Genomic DNA, 17349 nt, shown 5'->3' with positions numbered 1-17349 from the left:
GTCTACGGGCCTGAGGTACTATTTATGACCAATAATATTAAAGCATTACTTGCCACCACAGCGCTGTTCTTTAGCACTCAGGCACTGGCAAATAATGGCTGTGCATTCGATGAAAAGCAGGAAGGCTTTATCGCCACTTGCAGTGAGGAGAAACAGGAAGTGATACTGACCGGCGAAGTACAAGCCCAAACCTTAGTCACAGAGCTTGATGATTTCACCCAAGGCTATAAGAGCTACCAGGTCGACGAGGCCGCCATCGAGCCAATCAAGAAGCTGCAGACACCGACCGAGATTGTCGTCATCATAGGTACCTGGTGCCCAGATTGTCACCGTGAGACGCCGCGCTTCATCCGCATCATGGAAGCGGCCAACAACCCGAACATCAAGGTGACCTACATAGGGGTGGATCGTAAGAAACTCGACCCAGAGGGACTGGCCGCCAAGTATGACTTTACCCGCATCCCAACCTTCATCGTGAAGCAGGATGGCAAGGAGATCGGTCGTATCGTCGAGCGTCCAGAAACCTCACTCGAGGTGGATCTGGCGAAGATCCTCGACTAAACGAACAGTAATAAAAAAGGCCGCAATTGCGGCCTTTTTTGATCTGACTAAAGATTAAAAGTCGTAGCGTACCGACGCACGTACATATCTTGGCGTCTGGAAGCTGTCGGCATAGCCGTAGCGGATGTTCTTATCGCCACTGTCTAGCTCATACTGCTCATCCACACCTGTGATGCCGTCGAAGTTAAACAGGTTGTAGACGTTCAACTTGAAGTTCAGGCGTCCCGCCGTGTCGAAGTCCATGGTGTAGGACAGGTTAAGATCTATGTTGTAGACCCAGTCTGTGCGTCCCATGCTGCCACGCGGTGCTGCCTCGCCATTGGCGTAGAAAGAGGAAGCGCCGTACCAGTCACGACCATAACAGGTACCGTCGATGGCGATCGCCTTCACACAGTAACCCTGATCCGCCGGATGCAAGCCGAAGGCATTGATCGGACGGCCCGATTGCAGGTAAGAGTTGAAACCGACACTCAAATCATCCGTGATGTGATACACACCATAGAGCTTAAAGTTATGGCGTCTGTCGTTAGGCAGGTAGCCCTCGCCGTTGTCCATCAGCTCAGGATAGTCGAACGAGGTGGTCCAACCCGGATCGGCCTGCTCGTTGTCCGAGCGAACCAGACCCTCGGTGTTACCTTCACTCTTAGACCAGGTGTATGAACCGTTGAGGGTAAAGTCTTCGGTCACGTTACCGCTAAAGCTCAGCTCAACAGCCTTATAGGTACGAGTCGCCTTAGGGAAGCCCATCTGATCTGCGGTCACGTTTACGGTTTCTTTCACGCCATCGCCGTCGACATCATAGTTAATCTCTGTGCCTATGCCAGGGTTGGTCAGCGTCGGGAACCAACCACCGACGAAGTAGTCTTCGGCGCTGGTCTCGCCATTACCGGCATACCAGGAGGAATCATAGTTTTCCTTGATCCACTGGTTCATCCCGTAGTTGAAGGAGACGTCTTCAATCGACTGCTTCAGGTCACGATAGACACCGCGAATGCCCACGGCCCAGTCATCGTTAAGCTGCTGCTGGAAGCCCAGGGCAAACTCGTCCGAATACATGGAACCGGCCTTGTTGTTAAACAGCTGGTCGGCATCGGGCACTGTACCGTCGGCCACCACGCGGCGAGAGATCTCATCACCCAGGATAGGCGAGCCGTCGGCGTTCACGCCATTAAGATGGCTGACGATGTGCGAATCGTAGGCGGCAGAGGCCATGCGCAGGTTGGTGTTAGGCGATACCGGCTGGAAGTAACGGCCATAAGAGGCGTAAACCTTGCTCGAACCGTCACCAATCACATCCCAGGTCACGCCCAGACGCGGTGCAAACTGACCGTCGAGGTCGACGTACTTGTCGCCAGAGCCGGTCGTGTTGCTGAACTCGCTGTAACGCACGCCGGCGTTTACAGTTACCGTATCTGTCACCATCCAGGTGTCGGACACATACAGGGCGGTGTGCACGTTTTCTGTCTCACTCGCCTTACCCCAGATACGCAGATCCGCATACTCTGTGCCTTCGGCCAGGCCATAGGCGTTGTCGGCACCGGCGGTGTAATACTCATACCAGCCATCACCGTGCGGGGTGTAGAAGTCGGCGATCTCGAGACGCTCATAGTCATAACCGGCGCGTAGGGTATGGTCGCCGATCACCCAGTCCAGATCGATACGGTAGGTGATACGCTTATCTTCTGTTTCAGACGAACCATAGCCGACCCAGTCACCCAGACGCTGATAGCTGCCCGAGCGGTAGTCTTCATAGGTGGATTGATCTAGAGTGCCCGAGTTGTCCTTGGTCGATTGAGTGATCTCACCATACATGGCCGACAGGGTAATGTCGTCGGTCAAATAACCCGTGTACTGGGCGTTCCAGCCAATGCCGCCGTAGGTACTTTCGGTAAGGCCGATGGCGTCGCCACGACTACCGTCGTCATTGCGACGATACTGGGTGCTGGCATAATCCCCTTCGTTGCTGAAGGCCATCACACCGAGAGAGTGATCCTCATGGATAAACCAGTCCACCTTAGTAAACCAGCGGTTGGTATCCCACTCTTTATCGCGCAGCGTAGTCTCGCCATAGGCGGTCGACTCCTCGCCATAGGGATTCCACAGGCCGTAGAAGAAGAGCTTGTCTTCGATCAGGGCGCCAGACGCCCAGAGGTTATATTCGGTTTCTTGCCAATAGGCATCGGATACGGTTTCTATGCTGCCGTCATCTTTCATGCGCGGCACAGGTTCGGCCAGGGCATCCGGGGCTACTTCGGCCTTGGCGCCGAACTTCCACTCATTGTCACCCGACTTAGACACCAGGTTGACCACACCACCGATGAAACGACCATATTCCGCCGACACGCCGCCAGTCTGTACCTCGGTCTGCGAGATCGCTTCCCAAGGCAGATCGATATCGCCCATCCCCTTACGTAGATCGGTAATGTTCAGGCCATTTAGATAGTAGCCGTTCTCGGCCACCGAAGAACCTGCGATGGCAACACCGCCGAAACCGTTATCACCGGCGACCGCACCAGGGCTCAACAATGCGATTGAGGTGGAGTCTAACTCTACCGGCAGCTGATTAAGCTCCTCGATAGAGATCACCTGAGAATTAGTGGTGCTCGATGTATCGACACGGCTGATGCGGGCGCCTGTCACCGCGATACGCTCAACTTCGTTGTTCTGGGCGTCCAGCGCCACATCGAAGGTCAAGGCGTTACCCACGGTCACGGCAACATGTTGCTCTTGCACCTGGTAGAAACCATCTTTGACGATAGTGATGGTGTAATTACCTATGGGCAGGCCTTTCAATGAAAAACTGCCGTTGGCACCTGTAGTGGTCTCTTTGACTATACCCTTGCTCTCGTGGCGAATGATCACCTTGGCGTTATTAACATCTGCGCCGACAGAACTCGTAATGTGCCCTTTAATTGTGCCCAGACCATCGGCCGCCATCGCGGCGGGCACAGACAACATGAGTGCCGAGCCGACTGCGATTGCCGCCAAGGTCTTCCTCGGGACAAAACGCCTAGTAGCGTTACTTCCTGACATAAGTTTTATCTCCCTTCTCTTTATTATTTTGCTGACATTCAGGGCGATGAATGTGGTGTTTTATGGGTACGGCCCCTGAACGCAACAAAAACATAACACAAAAGACATATTTTATACAATCTTCAATATACAAAAGATCTTCATGTAGAGATGCTGAGAAGAGGATGGCTAGAGAAATTAGATAAATATCTGAAAATATTTAGATAATTTAAATGTTGCTTAGCAAGAGGTAAGAAATTACGAACTTGAAGGGTGCCATCTAAATGTTGGCTATCGCCGATAAAAGGCAGAATTAGGCGGCCAAGACTCGCTGGGCAAGTTGATGCAGCACGCCTTCTCTCAGGGCGCCGCCGGAGAGATTGAGGGATTGAATGTCGAGCAGATTAAACAGGGCAGATAGTATGGCTAAGCCAGCGGCGAAGGTGGGCGCGCGCTCGCTATGCAGGCCGCGAATGTCTCGCAGGCTCACATCTGTCTGTGCCAGCACCTCGCCCCTGAGATCGGCTAGCACTGCCGGGGTAATGGTCGCGGAGACGCCGCGATCGTTGAGCAGCTCCACCACGGACTGTACAGTCCCCGAGGCGCCAACCACACAGTGCCAGCCATAATCGGTCAGCTGCCTGCGATGGTCACCCAGGGCGGTCTCGACCTGGCTCTGGGCCGCATCGAAATCCAGTTGTTGAAATGGGAAGCTGTTGAAGAACTTATCCTTGAAGGTGACACAGCCCATGGGAAGACTGGTCTTAAGCAGTACCTTATTGCCATCGCCTATGATGAACTCGGTACTTGCGCCGCCGATATCGATCACCAGGCGTCGCCCCTCACCTTGAGTGGTAGCGACCATGCCCTGATAGATAAGCTCAGCCTCTCGCAGGCCGGAGATGATCTCTATGGGTTGTACCAGGATAGGTAAGGCTGCCTTGCAGAAGGCGTCTGCGTTGCTGATACTGCGCAGCGTCGCCGTGGCGATGACGGCGATATTGTCACGACTCACCCCCTCGCGGTCCAGCATCTGTGAAAACATCTGCAGACAATCCAGGCCACGGTCGAACACCTCGGGGCAGAGCACACCATCTGCGCCTATCCCCTCGGCAAGGCGTACCTTGCGCTTATACTTGGCCACTACGGTCGGCTTGCCGGCGCGGGTTTGCGCCACCAGCATATTGAAACTATTCGAGCCTAAGGTAATGGCCGCATACAAGGGACTGACGCCAGAGTGCTTCATTAACTGTGTCTACGGGTCCTATCGTGGCGTCTTGGACGTGCACCCGGACGACCACCCTGTGGCTTACTACCACCGGAACGGCCTGTAGGACGTGGCGAGTGCTTACGATGAATGCGCACTGGTGGCGGAATATCATCGAGCAGCGCTTCGCTGTCGTAGTTAGTCACAGGAATACTATGTTGAATATAGTGCTCGATAGCCGGCAGGTTCAGGGCGTACTCTTCACAAGCGAAACTGACAGAGACCCCTTTCTGACCCGCACGACCGGTACGGCCGATACGGTGTACATAGTCTTCACAGTCATCGGGCAGATCATAGTTATAGACGTGGGACACGTCTGAAATATGCAGACCGCGCGCCGCAACGTCTGTGGCGACCAAAATGTCCAGCTGACCCTCGGTGAACTGCTCGAGAATACGGATACGTTTCTTCTGCGGTACATCACCGGTAAGCAAACCAACACGGTGACCGTCACCCTCTAGGTGAGCCCAGAGGTTTTCACAGCTGTGTTTAGTGTTAGAGAATACGATCGCCTTCTCTGGCCAATCTTCTTCGATCAAGGTTAGCAGCAGACGCATCTTATCTTCCATCGACGGATAGAAGATCTCTTCGGTGATGTTTTTAGATGTCTTCTCGCTTGGCGCGATCTCGACCTTCTCGGGATCATTCATGTGATCGTAGGCCAGCTCCTGCACCTTCATCGACAGAGTCGCCGAGAACAGCATGTTCAAACGCTCGTTGGCGTCTGGCATACGTCTGAAGAGGAAGCGGATATCTTTGATGAAACCGAGATCGAACATACGGTCGGCTTCGTCCAACACCACCGCCTGAATGGCGCTGAGGTTGATCACCCCCTGGCGCACATAATCTATGATACGACCAGTGGTACCGATCAGGATATCGACGCCCTTGTCCAACACCTTGCGCTGCACTTCGTAGCTCTCGCCGCCGTAGACAATACCCACCTTAAGGCCGGTATGTTTCGCCAGCAGCTCCCCGTCCTTGGCGATCTGAATAGCCAGTTCGCGGGTCGGTGCCATCACTATGGCTCTGGGCTGATTGAGTTGACGTCCGTCGGGGATAGGTGTGGTTAGCAGATGATTGAAGGTGGCGACCAGAAAAGCCAGGGTTTTACCTGTACCCGTCTGCGCTTGGCCTGCGATATCTTTATGTTCGAGTAAAATCGGTAATGATAATGCCTGGATAGGCGTGCAATATTCAAAGCCGCTTTCGACTAGTGCCTGTTGTATCTCTGGATGCAGAGAAAAGTCGGCAAACTTTTGATTAGTTAAATGTGTTTCGCTCATAGCGCAAGCATACCAGTTAGGGTTGCAATAAGGAACTCGATCGTTTGAAATAACGGCTAATAAAAAAAGACCGTTGAAAGCCGCGAATAACTCTTGAAAAGCGAATTTCAGACCCAATATACAGGTTAAGCCATTAACAAACCAGCAATGGCACCCTAACTGGAGAACATCATGAGCGATAAAATTATTACCCTAAGCGACGACAGCTTTGAAAACGACGTTTTAAAATCAGACCTGCCAGTCCTCGTTGATTTCTGGGCAGAATGGTGCGGCCCTTGTAAAATGATCGCCCCAATCCTGGATGACGTTGCAGACGAATATGCCGGTAAGGTAACTATCGCTAAGCTAAACGTAGACCAAAACAACGCCTCTCCGGCTAAGTACGGCGTACGTGGCATTCCAACACTGCTTCTATTCAAGAATGGTGAGCTAGCCGACACTAAAGTAGGCGCCCTTTCTAAGACTCAACTTAAAGAGTTCATCGACGCACAACTATAATGCTTCGATCCCTATGACATTTTTGTCATAGAAAGTGATTCTCGACACAGCTTAGTCAAGTAATTGTGTCGAGGGTCGCTAAATTTCTAGACGCCCTGCTCCTATAGTGCTACTTTAATAACCAGAAACTTTCTCATTAACCACACCTCGCTATTTCGATTAATATCCAAACAACTTTATGCTATTAGTCCCAAAATAGCTTTGTCTCGCAATATACAAGACCCACCACGATGAATTTATCAGAATTAAAAGAGAAGTCGATTTCAGACCTAGTCATTCTGGCTCAGGATATGAAAATCGAGAACATGGCCCGAGCCCGCAAACAGGACATTATTTTCGCAATCCTTAAAGCCCACGCCAAAAGCGGTGAAGATATTTTCGGTGGCGGGGTACTAGAAATCCTGCAAGATGGTTTTGGTTTCCTTCGTAGCGCAGACGGTTCTTACCTGGCAGGTCCAGACGATATCTATGTTTCACCGAGTCAAATTCGCCGCTTCAACATGCGCACCGGTGATACCATTTTTGGTAAAATCCGTCCCCCGAAAGAAGGCGAACGTTATTTCGCGCTACTGAAAGTCAGTGAAGTCAACTTCGACAAACCCGAAAACTCCCGCAGCAAGATCCTCTTCGAAAACTTAACCCCACTTCATGCAGAAGAACGTATCCGAATGGAACGTGGTAACGGTTCAACCGAAGATATTACCGCCCGTATTCTCGACCTCTGCTCGCCAATCGGTAAGGGCCAACGTGGTCTGATCGTGGCGCCGCCGAAGGCAGGTAAGACCCTGCTGCTGCAAAACATCGCCCAGAGCATCACCTACAACAACCCAGAAGTTGTGCTCATGGTACTGCTGATCGACGAACGTCCAGAAGAAGTGACCGAGATGCAACGCCTGGTGAAGGGTGAAGTGGTCGCCTCTACCTTCGACGAGCCCGCCAGCCGTCACGTACAGGTAGCCGAGATGGTTATCGAGAAGGCCAAGCGTTTGGTTGAACACAAGAAAGACGTAGTGATCCTGCTCGACTCTATCACCCGTCTGGCACGTGCCTACAACACAGTGATCCCTTCATCTGGTAAGGTACTTACCGGTGGTGTGGACGCCAACGCTCTGCATCGTCCTAAGCGCTTCTTCGGCGCCGCACGTAACATCGAACATGGCGGCAGCCTGACCATTATCGCCACTGCGCTGGTCGATACCGGCTCTAAGATGGATGAAGTGATCTACGAAGAATTTAAGGGTACGGGTAACCAGGAACTACACCTGTCTCGTAAGGCCGCCGAGAAGCGTGTCTTCCCAGCTATCGATTTCAACCGCTCGGGTACCCGTCGCGAAGAGAAGCTGACCACACCGGACGAGCTACAGAAGATGTGGATCCTGCGTAAGATCCTCAATCCGATGGACGAAGTCAGCGGCATGGAGTTCCTCATCGACAAGCTGGCCATGACCAAGACTAACGAAGAGTTCTTCACCGCGATGAAACGCGCTAAGTCTTAATATAAGTCTTAATACGGGTCATCAGTACCTAGTGAAAAAAAAGCCGCAACGATGCGGCTTTTTTTATGCCTGCTGAGTAAAAGCCGCGGCGAGGCGCTTGGCGCGCTGCTGGCAGCGCTGGCGCAGATGCTCCCTCAGGGTCAGCACCAGAGGCGTCACATGTTGCCGCCCGGGACACACAAGATAGAGATCGGCGCTCTCGCCGCTGTACTGGGTCAGCAGCGGCACCAGGGCGCCGCTGGCCAGGTCGTCAGCCAGATCCAAAGATGACTTGTAGACGATCCCTTTCCCCGCCAGCGCCCACTTGCGGGCGACTTCGGCGTCGTTACAGGTGCGATTGCCAGACACCCTCACCCTGTGACTCTGACCGTCGCGATAGAAACACCATTGGTCGTGGGTCTTCTCATCTAACATGAAAAACAGACAGTTATGCTTCTCCAGATCACTTAGGGTCTCGGGGCGACCATGGACAGCAATATACTCAGGCGAGGCACACAGGATGCGCTGGGCCGAGCAGATCTTAAAGGCCACTAGGCTCGAATCCTTGGGGGTGCCGCTACGCAGGGCCACATCTATCTTGTCGTGATAGAAGTTGGTCAGGCTGTCGGCGAGATGCAGCCTCAGCTGTAACCTGGGATATTCGTCCATCAGATGATCCAGCCAGGGCAGAATATAGTTGCGCCCGGCATCGGATGGCAGGGCTACACTCAGTTTGCCGGCAATCTGCGACTTGGCGCAGGCCAGCGCCTGCTCACCGAGACGCAGGTCCTCCAGCGCCCGACGACAATAGCTGAGGTAACGCTCGCCGGCGTCGGTCAGCCTCAGGCTGCGGGTGCTGCGGATAAAGAGCACGGTATCTAGCTCCTTCTCCAGCCGTTTCAGGCTGGCGCTGGCTACCGCCGCGGAGATCTCCAGCTCCACCGCCGCGCCGCTCAGGCTGCCGCAGTCGGCGACCCTTACAAATAACAATAGATCATTGACCTGCATCGCCTGTTTCCCCGCCGCGTTCGGCACTCTCTTTGAGTGAATTTCTATTAAGCATAGACTGGCTAAAAACCTTACTTTTATCAAAATATTTTTGATAAAAGTAAGCCAAGTGGTGGATTTGGGCCAATAAAAAAGCCTGCTCGGGCAGGCTTCTTGTGAAGGATGGTGCAATCGACTGAACGTTATAGGCTTATACCAAGGCGGTCGCCATCTTACGTCTGAGATAGGCGATCTGCTGCATATGTGGCAGGTCTTTAGGACAGTTGTCCTGACAGCCCAGCAGGGTCATGCAACCGAATACCCCATCCTGATTGCCTATCACGTGATAGAAGTCTTCCACGCTGCGGGCATCACGACTGTCGAGCTCGAAACGAGCGATCTTCATCATGCCCACGGCGCCGACGAAGGTGTCGCGCATCTGCTTAGTGGCACAGGCCGAGACACACACACCACATTCGACGCAGCGCTCCAGCTCATAGAGCTTGGCCGCCTCCTCGGGATCCATGGGCGCCTCGATGCGGTGAATGTCCGCCTCATCGTTTCTCGGGTGCAGCCACAGCTTGAGACGTTCCGCCAGCTCACGCATAAACTTACCCGTGTTGACCGACAGGTCACCAATCAGCTCGAAGCCCGGCAGCGGCATCAGGGTGATCTCCCCTTTAGGATACTTGCTGGTCAGGGTGCGACAGGCCAAGGTGGGATAACCGTTGATCACCATGGCGCAGCTACCGCAGATCCCGGCGCGGCAGACGAAATCGAACTGCAGTGACGGATCCTGCTGCTCACGCAGCATGTTCAGCGCGATAAACACCGTCATGCCCGGCGCCTCTTCCAGCTGATACTTGACCATCTTGGGCTTATCGTCCGGCATCTGAGGATCATAACGGAAGATATTAAAGGTTAGTGTACGACCCTGACTCATTTGCTTTCTTCTCCAAGCTGCTGACTGTTTCCGAGCGGCTTATCATGCAAACGCTCATTCTTCTCTCTAAGGGATTCTGGCACCTCGAACGGCATCAGCGCGTGCTGGCGCTCATGGCGATCGGCATCCTCGCCCAGGTTACTCAAGATCTCGACGATCTGTTTCTCACGCTTCTCTGTGTCCGGATGAGCGATGGCGTTGTTGATGCCATAGCCACGATAGCCGGGTGGCAGCTCCATCTTCATCACATCCAGCTGTTCATAGTCCAGCTGAGGACGGGTGGCGTCGCTGCTCGGCCAGGAGGAGAGCGTGCGGTTAAGCCACTCTTTATCGTTACGCTGTGGATAATCTTCACGGGCGTGGGCACCGCGGCTCTCGGTGCGCGCCTCGGCGCCGCAGGCAACCGTTAAGGCCACCTTGAGCATACGCTTGACTCTTAACGCCTCGACCAGCTCTGGGTTAGCATGGCGCTTCTTGCACTTGAGGCCCAATTTACGCGAGCGGATCAGCAGAGCCTCTAACTCCTCGACCGCCTTCGTCAGCTCTGGACCATTACGGAATATGCCCACATAGTCCATCATGATGCGCTGCATCTCGCGCTTAAGCTCATAGGCAGACTCACTGCCCTGCCCCTCGACCAGGCCATCTATCTCATCTCGTACCTGAGCCACGAAGCGTTCGGCCAGCGAGGTGTCGATTTCCAGGGTGTTCTCTTCACAGAAGTCGGCCACATACTTGCCGATGATCATTCCGCCCACTACTGTCTCAGCCAGCGAGTTGCCCCCTAGGCGGTTAAAGCCATGCATGTCCCAACAGGCCGCCTCACCCACACTGAACAGCCCCTTTAGCTGTGGACTCTGCCCCTTGGCATCGGTACGTATACCGCCCATGGAGTAGTGCTGGGTCGGACGCACTGGGATCCAATCTTCGGCGGGATCTATGCCGAGGAAGTTCTCACAGATCTCCTTCACCTCACGCAGGTTAGTCTCCACGTGTTTGCGACCAAGCAGGGTGATATCGAGCCAGAGGTGCGGTCCGTAAGGGCTATCGACCCCCTTACCTTTACGCATATGTTCAGTCATGCGGCGCGATACTACGTCGCGCGAGGCCAGCTCCTTCTTCTCCGGCTCATAATCGGGCATGAAACGGTGACCATCTTTGTCTCTGAGCAGGCCGCCATCACCGCGGCAGCCTTCGGTGGTGAGGATCCCCACAGGCACAATCGCCGTCGGGTGGAACTGCACCGCCTCCATGTTACCCAGGGTCGCCACGCCGGTTTCCAGCGCCAACGCCTGGCCTATCCCCTCGCAGATGATCGCATTGGTGGAGACCTCATAGATACGGCCATAGCCACCGGTGGCGATCGTGGTGGACTTGGCCACATAGGCGCGCAGCTCACCCGTGATCAGGCATCTGGCCACCACCCCATGGCAACGCTTGCCATCGTGAATAAGCGCCAGCGCCTCGACCCTTTCGTGTACAGGAATATCCAAGGAGATCGCCTTGTTGTCCACGGCGTAGAGTAGCGAGTGGCCGGTACCATCAGCGGTATAGCAGGTGCGCCACTTCTTGGTGCCGCCAAAGTCGCGTGCGTTGATCAGGCCATGGGCCTCCTCGGCCTCTTCGATGGTGACCTTCTCGGCGTTTACCACCACCTGGCGCGGCCCCTTGGTGACCCGCGTCCAGGGCACGCCCCAGTTCGCCAGTTCACGCACAGCCTTGGGGGCGCAGTGAGCAAACATGCGCGCCACTTCCTGATCACAGCCCCAGTCCGATCCTTTTACCGTATCTTGGAAATGTACATCTTCATCGTCTCCCATGCCTTTGACGGTATTGCCCAAACTGGCCTGCATGCCGCCCTGGGCAGCTGCCGAATGGGAACGCTTGGCGGGGATCAATGACAGCACCAGGGTATCCAGGCCGCGTTCCTTCGAGGCGATGGCGACCCTTAGTCCCGCCAGTCCGGCGCCCACGACTAAAGAATCGGTATATATCAGTTTCACACTTGCTCCTTACGAGGGATAAGAGATCAAATTAGCGTCTAATGGGTTAGCTGGCGTAGGGCAGGAAGGCGAGCAGAGAGGCCAGACCTATCACCACAAACACCACACTCACTATGGTTTTTATTTTTTTAATTCGGGCGCGGGCGTCGATGGCGCGCTTGGCGCCCCACTTGATGGCCACGCGATAGATGCCGATGGCGGCATGTAGCTCGACACACAAAAGCAAGGGCAGATAGACCATCCAGACCCCTTGGTTCCAGATACGGTCGGCGCTACCCACAGGGCCTATGGTTTCCGGCGCGCTGCCGATCAACCAAAGATGCACGGGCAGCAACAGGAAGATCCCCACTCCGGTGATCGCCTGCCACACCCACAGCTTGGTATCATCATGGTGGATCACGCTCATCTGCTGGCGTAGCGCCCGCTGCTGTTGCAGGTTCAGCGGCATCTTATGCACGGCAACCAATACATGGATCAGCGCCAGTAGCGCCACTATGATGGCGATGCCCGACACCACCCAGGGATAACCATGGCCATCGGCGCTGAGGAAGCTCAGCTCCATGGTGCGTGCCACAAATGTCATGGCATCGGCCCCTAACAGGATGGAGGAGACCAACACCAGATGTGTCCAGAGGAACAAGGCCAAGATGACGCCAGAGACACTCTGGCTCATATCGAGCCAACCGCTTACATTATTATTTTTCTTCGCCAGCGACATAGGCACTCCTGTGAAAAGTGGGGAAAAGTGCGAGACAAACAGATTTAAAAACAGCTAGCCTTAATGTCGCTCACAAACCCAACTGAAACCGTGAGATAGATCAAAACACAATCCGATATTTTATAATTTGCTAATCTACCCCGCGCCTACACAGTTATGGCACAAATGGCGTAATTGGCAAGACGAGTGATCGGCCTATCATGATGTAAGAGATGAGGCTCAAGATGCCCAGGGTCATCAGATAGATGATCAACACCTTGATCGCCTTTCTCAGCCCCTTACGGTGACGGATAAGCCCCCACTTCACCGCGACGCGGTAGAGTCCTATCATGGCGTGCACCACCACGGCGGGCAGCAACAGGGCGTAGAGCAACCAAGCGTTGGCGTGATAGACGCGCTCGGCCGACAGATGGGGGCCGATCTCCGGGTTGGTTATCATGGTAAAGATGTGCACCGGCGCCAAGAAGAACAGGATGAAGCCTGTTACCAGCTGCCAGAACCAGGCGTGGCTGTCTTTATGCTTGATCCCCTGCATGTGATTACGCAGCGCGCGCCATTGCCCCAACTGGGCCGGGAAGCGACGCAGCGCCACCGCCGCATGCAGCATCACAACCAGCATGATAAAGATAGAGAACACCTTGGTCACTATCGGCATGCCATGGCCTGTGCTGCTAAACATGCCGCCTTCGAGGAACTGCACCACGTGATAGAAGGTCTCTTTACCGAAGAGAATGCTCGACTCGAAGTGCAGATGCGCCAGCAAAAAACATCCCAATAAGATGCCGGTGGCACTCTGTATTCTGTCAGCCTTGGCTGACCAGGGACTGCCCAAAGCAGCGTAATGTGTGTGTTGGTACTGCAAGCTGTTAACCTTCATGATCTTTCTGCGCCTAGTGTCGGGATCTACACCATACCAACAAGTTTTAGGCTGCCTATACGGACAGCTGAAAAGCGTGAGACACCTCACCCTGCTAAGGTGGAACATTTGACGTCGATCACAAACAATCCGCCAGCAACGAAACAAAGGTAAAACCAATTAACCAATAATAATCAGTTATTTAAACACTTATTTCAAACAATACAATCAATCACAGCTGAGTCAAAATAACCAATTGAATTTAGATGCTAAATCCCCCAAATCTCAGTTTCGGCACAGATTCCTCGGCCTTTGCCTTAGGCTTGGTTTACAATAGGGCCATTATTGACCTTATATTGACCTTAGAGAGAAGATCCCATGGCCTGGATCCAGTTAAAGATAGACACAGATAACCAACACGCCGAGCAGCTCAGCGACATGCTGATGGAGCTGGGTTCCCTGTCGATCACCTATGAAGATGGTAAAGACACCCCAATCTACGAGCCTAACCTGGGTGAGACCCCGCTGTGGAGCCACACAGTGATCACCGCCCTGTTCGAGGCCGACTATGATCTGGCGCCCGTGGTAGAGATGCTCAAGCTGCAACCTTATTTAGGCGCCGACTTTAGCCATAAGATTGAGCAGGTCGAAGACAAGGACTGGGAAAGAGAGTGGATGGACAACTTCCACCCTATCCAATTTGGTCGTCGCCTATGGATCTGCCCAAGCTGGCGCGAAGTGCCCGACCCAGATGCCGTCAACGTCATGCTGGATCCCGGCCTGGCATTCGGCACCGGTACCCACCCTACTACCGCTCTGTGCCTGGAATGGTTAGACGGCCTGGACTTACAAGGTAAAGAAGCGATCGATTTTGGCTGCGGCTCAGGCATTCTTGCGGTCGCCGCGCTCAAGCTGGGCGCCGCCAAGGTCACAGGTATCGACATCGACTACCAGGCGATCGAGGCCTCTAAGGCCAACGCCGAGCGCAACCAGGTGGCCGACAAGCTCGACCTGTATCTGCCGGAAGACCAGCCTGCCGATCTTAAGGCAGAGGTTCTGGTGGCCAACATCCTTGCCGGCCCGCTGCGCGAACTGGCACCGCTGATCGCCGAAAAAGTTCAGCCCGGTGGCCTGCTGGCACTCTCTGGCTTATTAAAGGAACAGGCCGACGAGATCAGCCAGCATTATGCCCAGTGGTTTGACATGGACGCACCAGTTCACAAAGAGGATTGGAGCCGCTTGACAGGCAGACGCAAATAGGGGTAAAAGCCAGCGGCCGCAAGGCCGCCACAGACTTCTCACCTCGCAAAAGTCAAGCAAAAAAGTTGCTCTCAGGTCATTTATTGACCTTTTCACAGGCTTGAAAAAGGCGTACTATAGCGCCCCTTTGAAGCGCAAGGTGTGATGATTAATGCAGATTGGACCCTATCAACTGAAGAATCAGCTGATCGTGGCTCCTATGGCAGGAGTCACCGACCAACCCTTCCGAAATCTCTGTTTACGCTACGGTGCCGCCCTGGCTGTATCTGAGATGCTTTCGTCCAATCCCGAGGTCTGGGACACGGACAAGAGCCGACAGCGCATGGCACACGCTGGTGAAGATGGGATTCGCTCAGTACAAATTGCAGGTGCCGACCCCGATATGATGGCCCATGCCGCCCTTGTCAACGTACAACAGGGCGCACAGATCATCGATATCAACATGGGGTGTCCTGCAAAAAAAGTGAATAAGAAGTTGGCAGGTTCGGCACTACTGCAGCAACCAGAGCTGGTAAAAGCAATTTTACAGGCTGTCGTTGCCGCTGTGGATGTACCTGTCACCCTGAAGATTCGCACCGGATGGGCACCCGAACACCGAAATGGGGTTCACATAGCCCAAATTGCGCAAGATTGTGGCATTGCCTCGCTCGCGGTCCATGGCCGTACGCGACAATGCATGTACAAAGGCGACGCCGAGTACGACACGATTCGTGCGATTAAACAGAATGTCTCTATTCCAGTTGTCGCAAATGGCGATATCTGTACCCCGGAGAAGGCACGTTACGTGCTGGACTACACGGGCGCAGATGCCGTGATGATAGGAAGAGGCGCTCAAGGACGGCCTTGGCTATTCAGAGAGATCCAACATTACTTGGAAACAGGTAATAAGCTAGCGCCCATTGAAGTGGACGAAAAGCGTCAAGTGATGCTGGAACACCTCAAGAATTTATATGCATTATATGGCGAATACAAAGGGTTACGTATCGCCAGAAAGCATGTTGGATGGTATCTGGACCAAGAAGCGCAGAGATCTTTCAGAGCCGACTTCAATCGGCTGGAAACTGTTGAAGAACAACGTTCCATGTTGGAGCGTTATTTTGATGAATTAGTAAAGAATTAATAAAGAGCAGAATACGAATGTTTGATCAGACAACTCAACCAGAAGCTCATCAGCTTACCGTAGGCAAAATCGAAACCGCTAACGGCACTATCAAGCCTCAGTTACTTCGTGACGCAGTGAAGCGCGCAGTAACGAACTTTTTCGCTCAAATGGACGGCCAGGAAGCCGAAGAAGTTTATGAAATGGTGTTATGTGAAGTTGAAGCACCTCTACTAGATATCATCATGCAACACACTCGTGGTAACCAGACTCGCGCGGCCAACATGCTAGGCATCAACCGTGGTACTCTGCGTAAGAAATTAAAGAAATATGGCATGAACTAAGACTTTCTTAGTCAGCTGTATTGAACGGGCTCACCAGCGATGGTGGGCCCGTTTTGCTTTAAGCCGCTTCATTCCCCTCTCCGCCACACCACTCTGCAATCAATCCCTCATCTTAGGCCCACGGCTTAACGTGAAATCATGATCTGCCTCAACTAAACCAACAATCCCGAGGAAAACACTCAAGTTTATGTTGAATTTACCCGGTAACCTCTCTACCATCTAAACGCATATATAAAATACAGCTTTTAAATTGGAGTCACCATGTCTTTATCTACACAGTCCCTGTTGGCCTCAGAATTTGCCGAAGAGACAGTTGGCAGCCTAGTGGCCGGCGACTTTCGACGTGCCCACGTCTTCAGCCAATTTGGTATCGATTTCTGCTGCGGCGGCAGGCGCACCCTGGCAAAGGCCTGTGATCGGGCAGGCATCGCCCTGGTGGAGGTAGAGGCGGCGCTGCAGGCCGTGAAGGCCGAAGGGATGCATGAAGATAGCCTGAATCAGTTACCTTTAGGCGAGCTGATCGACTACATTGAGGCGACGCACCACGACTATGTGCGAGACAAGGCGCCACTGCTTATCGAATATAGCCAGAAGATGGTACGCGCCCACGGTGAGCATTATGATGAGATAAAGCCCTTTGCCGGCTGGGTGCGTGCCCTGATAGAAGATCTCATGCCCCACCTGATGAAGGAGGAGCAGATCCTCTTCCCCGCCATCCGCGCCATGGCTGCGGGCGAACAGGTGAGCGGCTGTTTCGGTCACATAGGCAACCCCATCAACGCCATGGAGCATGAGCACGATGAGGCCAGCGAGATTGTCGAGCGCCTGAGAGCCCTCACCAACGACTTCACGCCGCCGGCCCATGCCTGCACCACCTGGCGCATCTGCTACGCCACCTTGAAGGAGTTTGTCGCCGATCTGCAGCAACACATACATATCGAGAACAACATCCTCTTCCCTAAGACCCTGGCGATTTAACAGTTAGCTATTTACAACTTGGCAAAAGAAGGGGCGCAGCAATCGGCGCCCCTATCCAATCG

At 53.7% G+C, this 17349-nt stretch carries 15 protein-coding genes; 7 read left to right on the top strand and 8 right to left on the bottom strand.

Features of this window, described 5'->3' with window-relative positions; all coding sequences use genetic code 11:
• The first annotated feature begins 24 nt into the window (after positions 1 to 24).
• Positions 25 to 561, top strand: a complete 537-nt coding sequence (locus K0I63_RS01750; RefSeq protein ID WP_220079685.1) for a thioredoxin family protein — start codon at positions 25 to 27, stop codon at positions 559 to 561.
• A 54-nt stretch (positions 562 to 615) separates the two neighbouring features.
• Here K0I63_RS01750 and K0I63_RS01745 read toward each other — a convergent pair whose 3' ends face one another.
• The 3 genes from K0I63_RS01745 to rhlB all read right to left on the bottom strand — a co-directional run bounded on the left by K0I63_RS01745 (position 616) and on the right by rhlB (position 6126).
• On the bottom strand, positions 616 to 3549 hold the full coding sequence (locus tag K0I63_RS01745) for a TonB-dependent receptor (protein ID WP_258406920.1): 2934 nt from the start codon (positions 3547 to 3549) through the stop codon (positions 616 to 618).
• A 337-nt stretch (positions 3550 to 3886) separates the two neighbouring features.
• A complete protein-coding gene (locus K0I63_RS01740) occupies positions 3887 to 4819 on the bottom strand; it encodes a Ppx/GppA phosphatase family protein (protein ID WP_220082316.1) in 933 nt (310 codons plus the stop codon).
• A complete protein-coding gene (gene rhlB / locus K0I63_RS01735; RefSeq protein WP_220082315.1) occupies positions 4819 to 6126 on the bottom strand; it encodes an ATP-dependent RNA helicase RhlB in 1308 nt (435 codons plus the stop codon). Before rhlB ends, K0I63_RS01740 begins: the two co-directional genes overlap by 1 nt.
• A gap of 171 nt (positions 6127 to 6297) precedes the next feature.
• Between rhlB and trxA the strand changes: the two genes are divergently transcribed.
• Together trxA and rho are read left to right on the top strand one after the other, a co-directional pair.
• Entirely contained in the window at positions 6298 to 6624 is a 327-nt protein-coding gene (gene trxA, locus K0I63_RS01730; protein WP_011864144.1) for a thioredoxin TrxA, read from the top strand.
• 230 nt (positions 6625 to 6854) lie between these two features.
• Positions 6855 to 8120 (top strand): transcription termination factor Rho, encoded by a 1266-nt coding sequence (gene rho / locus K0I63_RS01725; protein WP_011864143.1) that lies wholly within the window; start codon positions 6855 to 6857, stop codon positions 8118 to 8120.
• Positions 8121 to 8183: 63 nt separating this feature from the next.
• On the opposite strand, the gene K0I63_RS01720 is transcribed toward rho, so the two are convergent.
• From K0I63_RS01720 to K0I63_RS01700, 5 genes are all read right to left on the bottom strand, one after another.
• Positions 8184 to 9107, bottom strand: a complete 924-nt coding sequence (locus K0I63_RS01720; protein ID WP_011864142.1) for a LysR family transcriptional regulator — start codon at positions 9105 to 9107, stop codon at positions 8184 to 8186.
• Between the two features lie 190 nt (positions 9108 to 9297).
• Positions 9298 to 10029 carry a fumarate reductase iron-sulfur subunit gene (locus tag K0I63_RS01715; RefSeq protein ID WP_144200089.1) on the bottom strand — a complete coding sequence of 244 codons (732 nt, stop codon included), beginning with the start codon at positions 10027 to 10029 and terminating at the stop codon, positions 9298 to 9300.
• Positions 10026 to 12032, bottom strand: coding sequence for a fumarate reductase flavoprotein subunit (locus tag K0I63_RS01710; RefSeq protein ID WP_220082314.1), 2007 nt, complete (start codon positions 12030 to 12032; stop codon positions 10026 to 10028). Before K0I63_RS01710 ends, K0I63_RS01715 begins: the two co-directional genes overlap by 4 nt.
• A 46-nt stretch (positions 12033 to 12078) precedes the next feature.
• Positions 12079 to 12750, bottom strand: a complete 672-nt coding sequence (locus K0I63_RS01705; protein ID WP_144200093.1) for a fumarate reductase cytochrome b subunit — start codon at positions 12748 to 12750, stop codon at positions 12079 to 12081.
• A 154-nt stretch (positions 12751 to 12904) separates the two neighbouring features.
• Entirely contained in the window at positions 12905 to 13627 is a 723-nt protein-coding gene (locus K0I63_RS01700; RefSeq protein ID WP_011864138.1) for a fumarate reductase cytochrome b subunit, read from the bottom strand.
• 357 nt (positions 13628 to 13984) lie between these two features.
• Between K0I63_RS01700 and prmA the strand changes: the two genes are divergently transcribed.
• The 4 genes from prmA to ric all read left to right on the top strand — a co-directional run bounded on the left by prmA (position 13985) and on the right by ric (position 17287).
• Positions 13985 to 14866, top strand: coding sequence for a 50S ribosomal protein L11 methyltransferase (gene prmA / locus K0I63_RS01695; protein ID WP_220082313.1), 882 nt, complete (start codon positions 13985 to 13987; stop codon positions 14864 to 14866).
• 151 nt (positions 14867 to 15017) lie between these two features.
• On the top strand, positions 15018 to 15986 hold the full coding sequence (dusB, locus tag K0I63_RS01690; protein WP_144200097.1) for a tRNA dihydrouridine synthase DusB: 969 nt from the start codon (positions 15018 to 15020) through the stop codon (positions 15984 to 15986).
• A 17-nt stretch (positions 15987 to 16003) separates the two neighbouring features.
• Positions 16004 to 16309, top strand: a complete 306-nt coding sequence (fis, locus tag K0I63_RS01685; RefSeq protein ID WP_011864135.1) for a DNA-binding transcriptional regulator Fis — start codon at positions 16004 to 16006, stop codon at positions 16307 to 16309.
• Positions 16310 to 16570: 261 nt separating this feature from the next.
• The gene (gene ric / locus K0I63_RS01680; RefSeq protein ID WP_220082312.1) at positions 16571 to 17287 is read left to right on the top strand and encodes an iron-sulfur cluster repair di-iron protein; all 717 of its coding nucleotides are present in this window, start codon (positions 16571 to 16573) and stop codon (positions 17285 to 17287) included.
• Positions 17288 to 17349: the final 62 nt, after the last annotated feature.

It is taken from the genome of Shewanella rhizosphaerae (genome assembly GCF_019457655.1).
Taxonomy (GTDB): domain Bacteria; phylum Pseudomonadota; class Gammaproteobacteria; order Enterobacterales; family Shewanellaceae; genus Shewanella; species Shewanella loihica.
Note: the sequence above shows the minus strand (reverse complement) of the source record. Positions and strands in the feature narration are given on the sequence as shown.

What these genes read in the sequence shown, in the direction of transcription:
- trxA (WP_011864144.1), top strand. Translation starts at nt 6,298, where the DNA reads ATGAGCGATAAAATTATTACCCTAAGCGACGACAGCTTTGAAAACGAC.
- K0I63_RS01740 (WP_220082316.1), bottom strand. Translation starts at nt 4,819, where the DNA reads ATGAAGCACTCTGGCGTCAGTCCCTTGTATGCGGCCATTACCTTAGGC.
- K0I63_RS01720 (WP_011864142.1), bottom strand. Translation starts at nt 9,107, where the DNA reads ATGCAGGTCAATGATCTATTGTTATTTGTAAGGGTCGCCGACTGCGGC.
- ric (WP_220082312.1), top strand. Translation starts at nt 16,571, where the DNA reads ATGTCTTTATCTACACAGTCCCTGTTGGCCTCAGAATTTGCCGAAGAG.
- rhlB (WP_220082315.1), bottom strand. Translation starts at nt 6,126, where the DNA reads ATGAGCGAAACACATTTAACTAATCAAAAGTTTGCCGACTTTTCTCTG.
- fis (WP_011864135.1), top strand. Translation starts at nt 16,004, where the DNA reads ATGTTTGATCAGACAACTCAACCAGAAGCTCATCAGCTTACCGTAGGC.
- K0I63_RS01705 (WP_144200093.1), bottom strand. Translation starts at nt 12,750, where the DNA reads ATGTCGCTGGCGAAGAAAAATAATAATGTAAGCGGTTGGCTCGATATG.
- dusB (WP_144200097.1), top strand. Translation starts at nt 15,018, where the DNA reads ATGCAGATTGGACCCTATCAACTGAAGAATCAGCTGATCGTGGCTCCT.
- K0I63_RS01750 (WP_220079685.1), top strand. Translation starts at nt 25, where the DNA reads ATGACCAATAATATTAAAGCATTACTTGCCACCACAGCGCTGTTCTTT.
- K0I63_RS01715 (WP_144200089.1), bottom strand. Translation starts at nt 10,029, where the DNA reads ATGAGTCAGGGTCGTACACTAACCTTTAATATCTTCCGTTATGATCCT.
- prmA (WP_220082313.1), top strand. Translation starts at nt 13,985, where the DNA reads ATGGCCTGGATCCAGTTAAAGATAGACACAGATAACCAACACGCCGAG.
- K0I63_RS01700 (WP_011864138.1), bottom strand. Translation starts at nt 13,627, where the DNA reads ATGAAGGTTAACAGCTTGCAGTACCAACACACACATTACGCTGCTTTG.
- rho (WP_011864143.1), top strand. Translation starts at nt 6,855, where the DNA reads ATGAATTTATCAGAATTAAAAGAGAAGTCGATTTCAGACCTAGTCATT.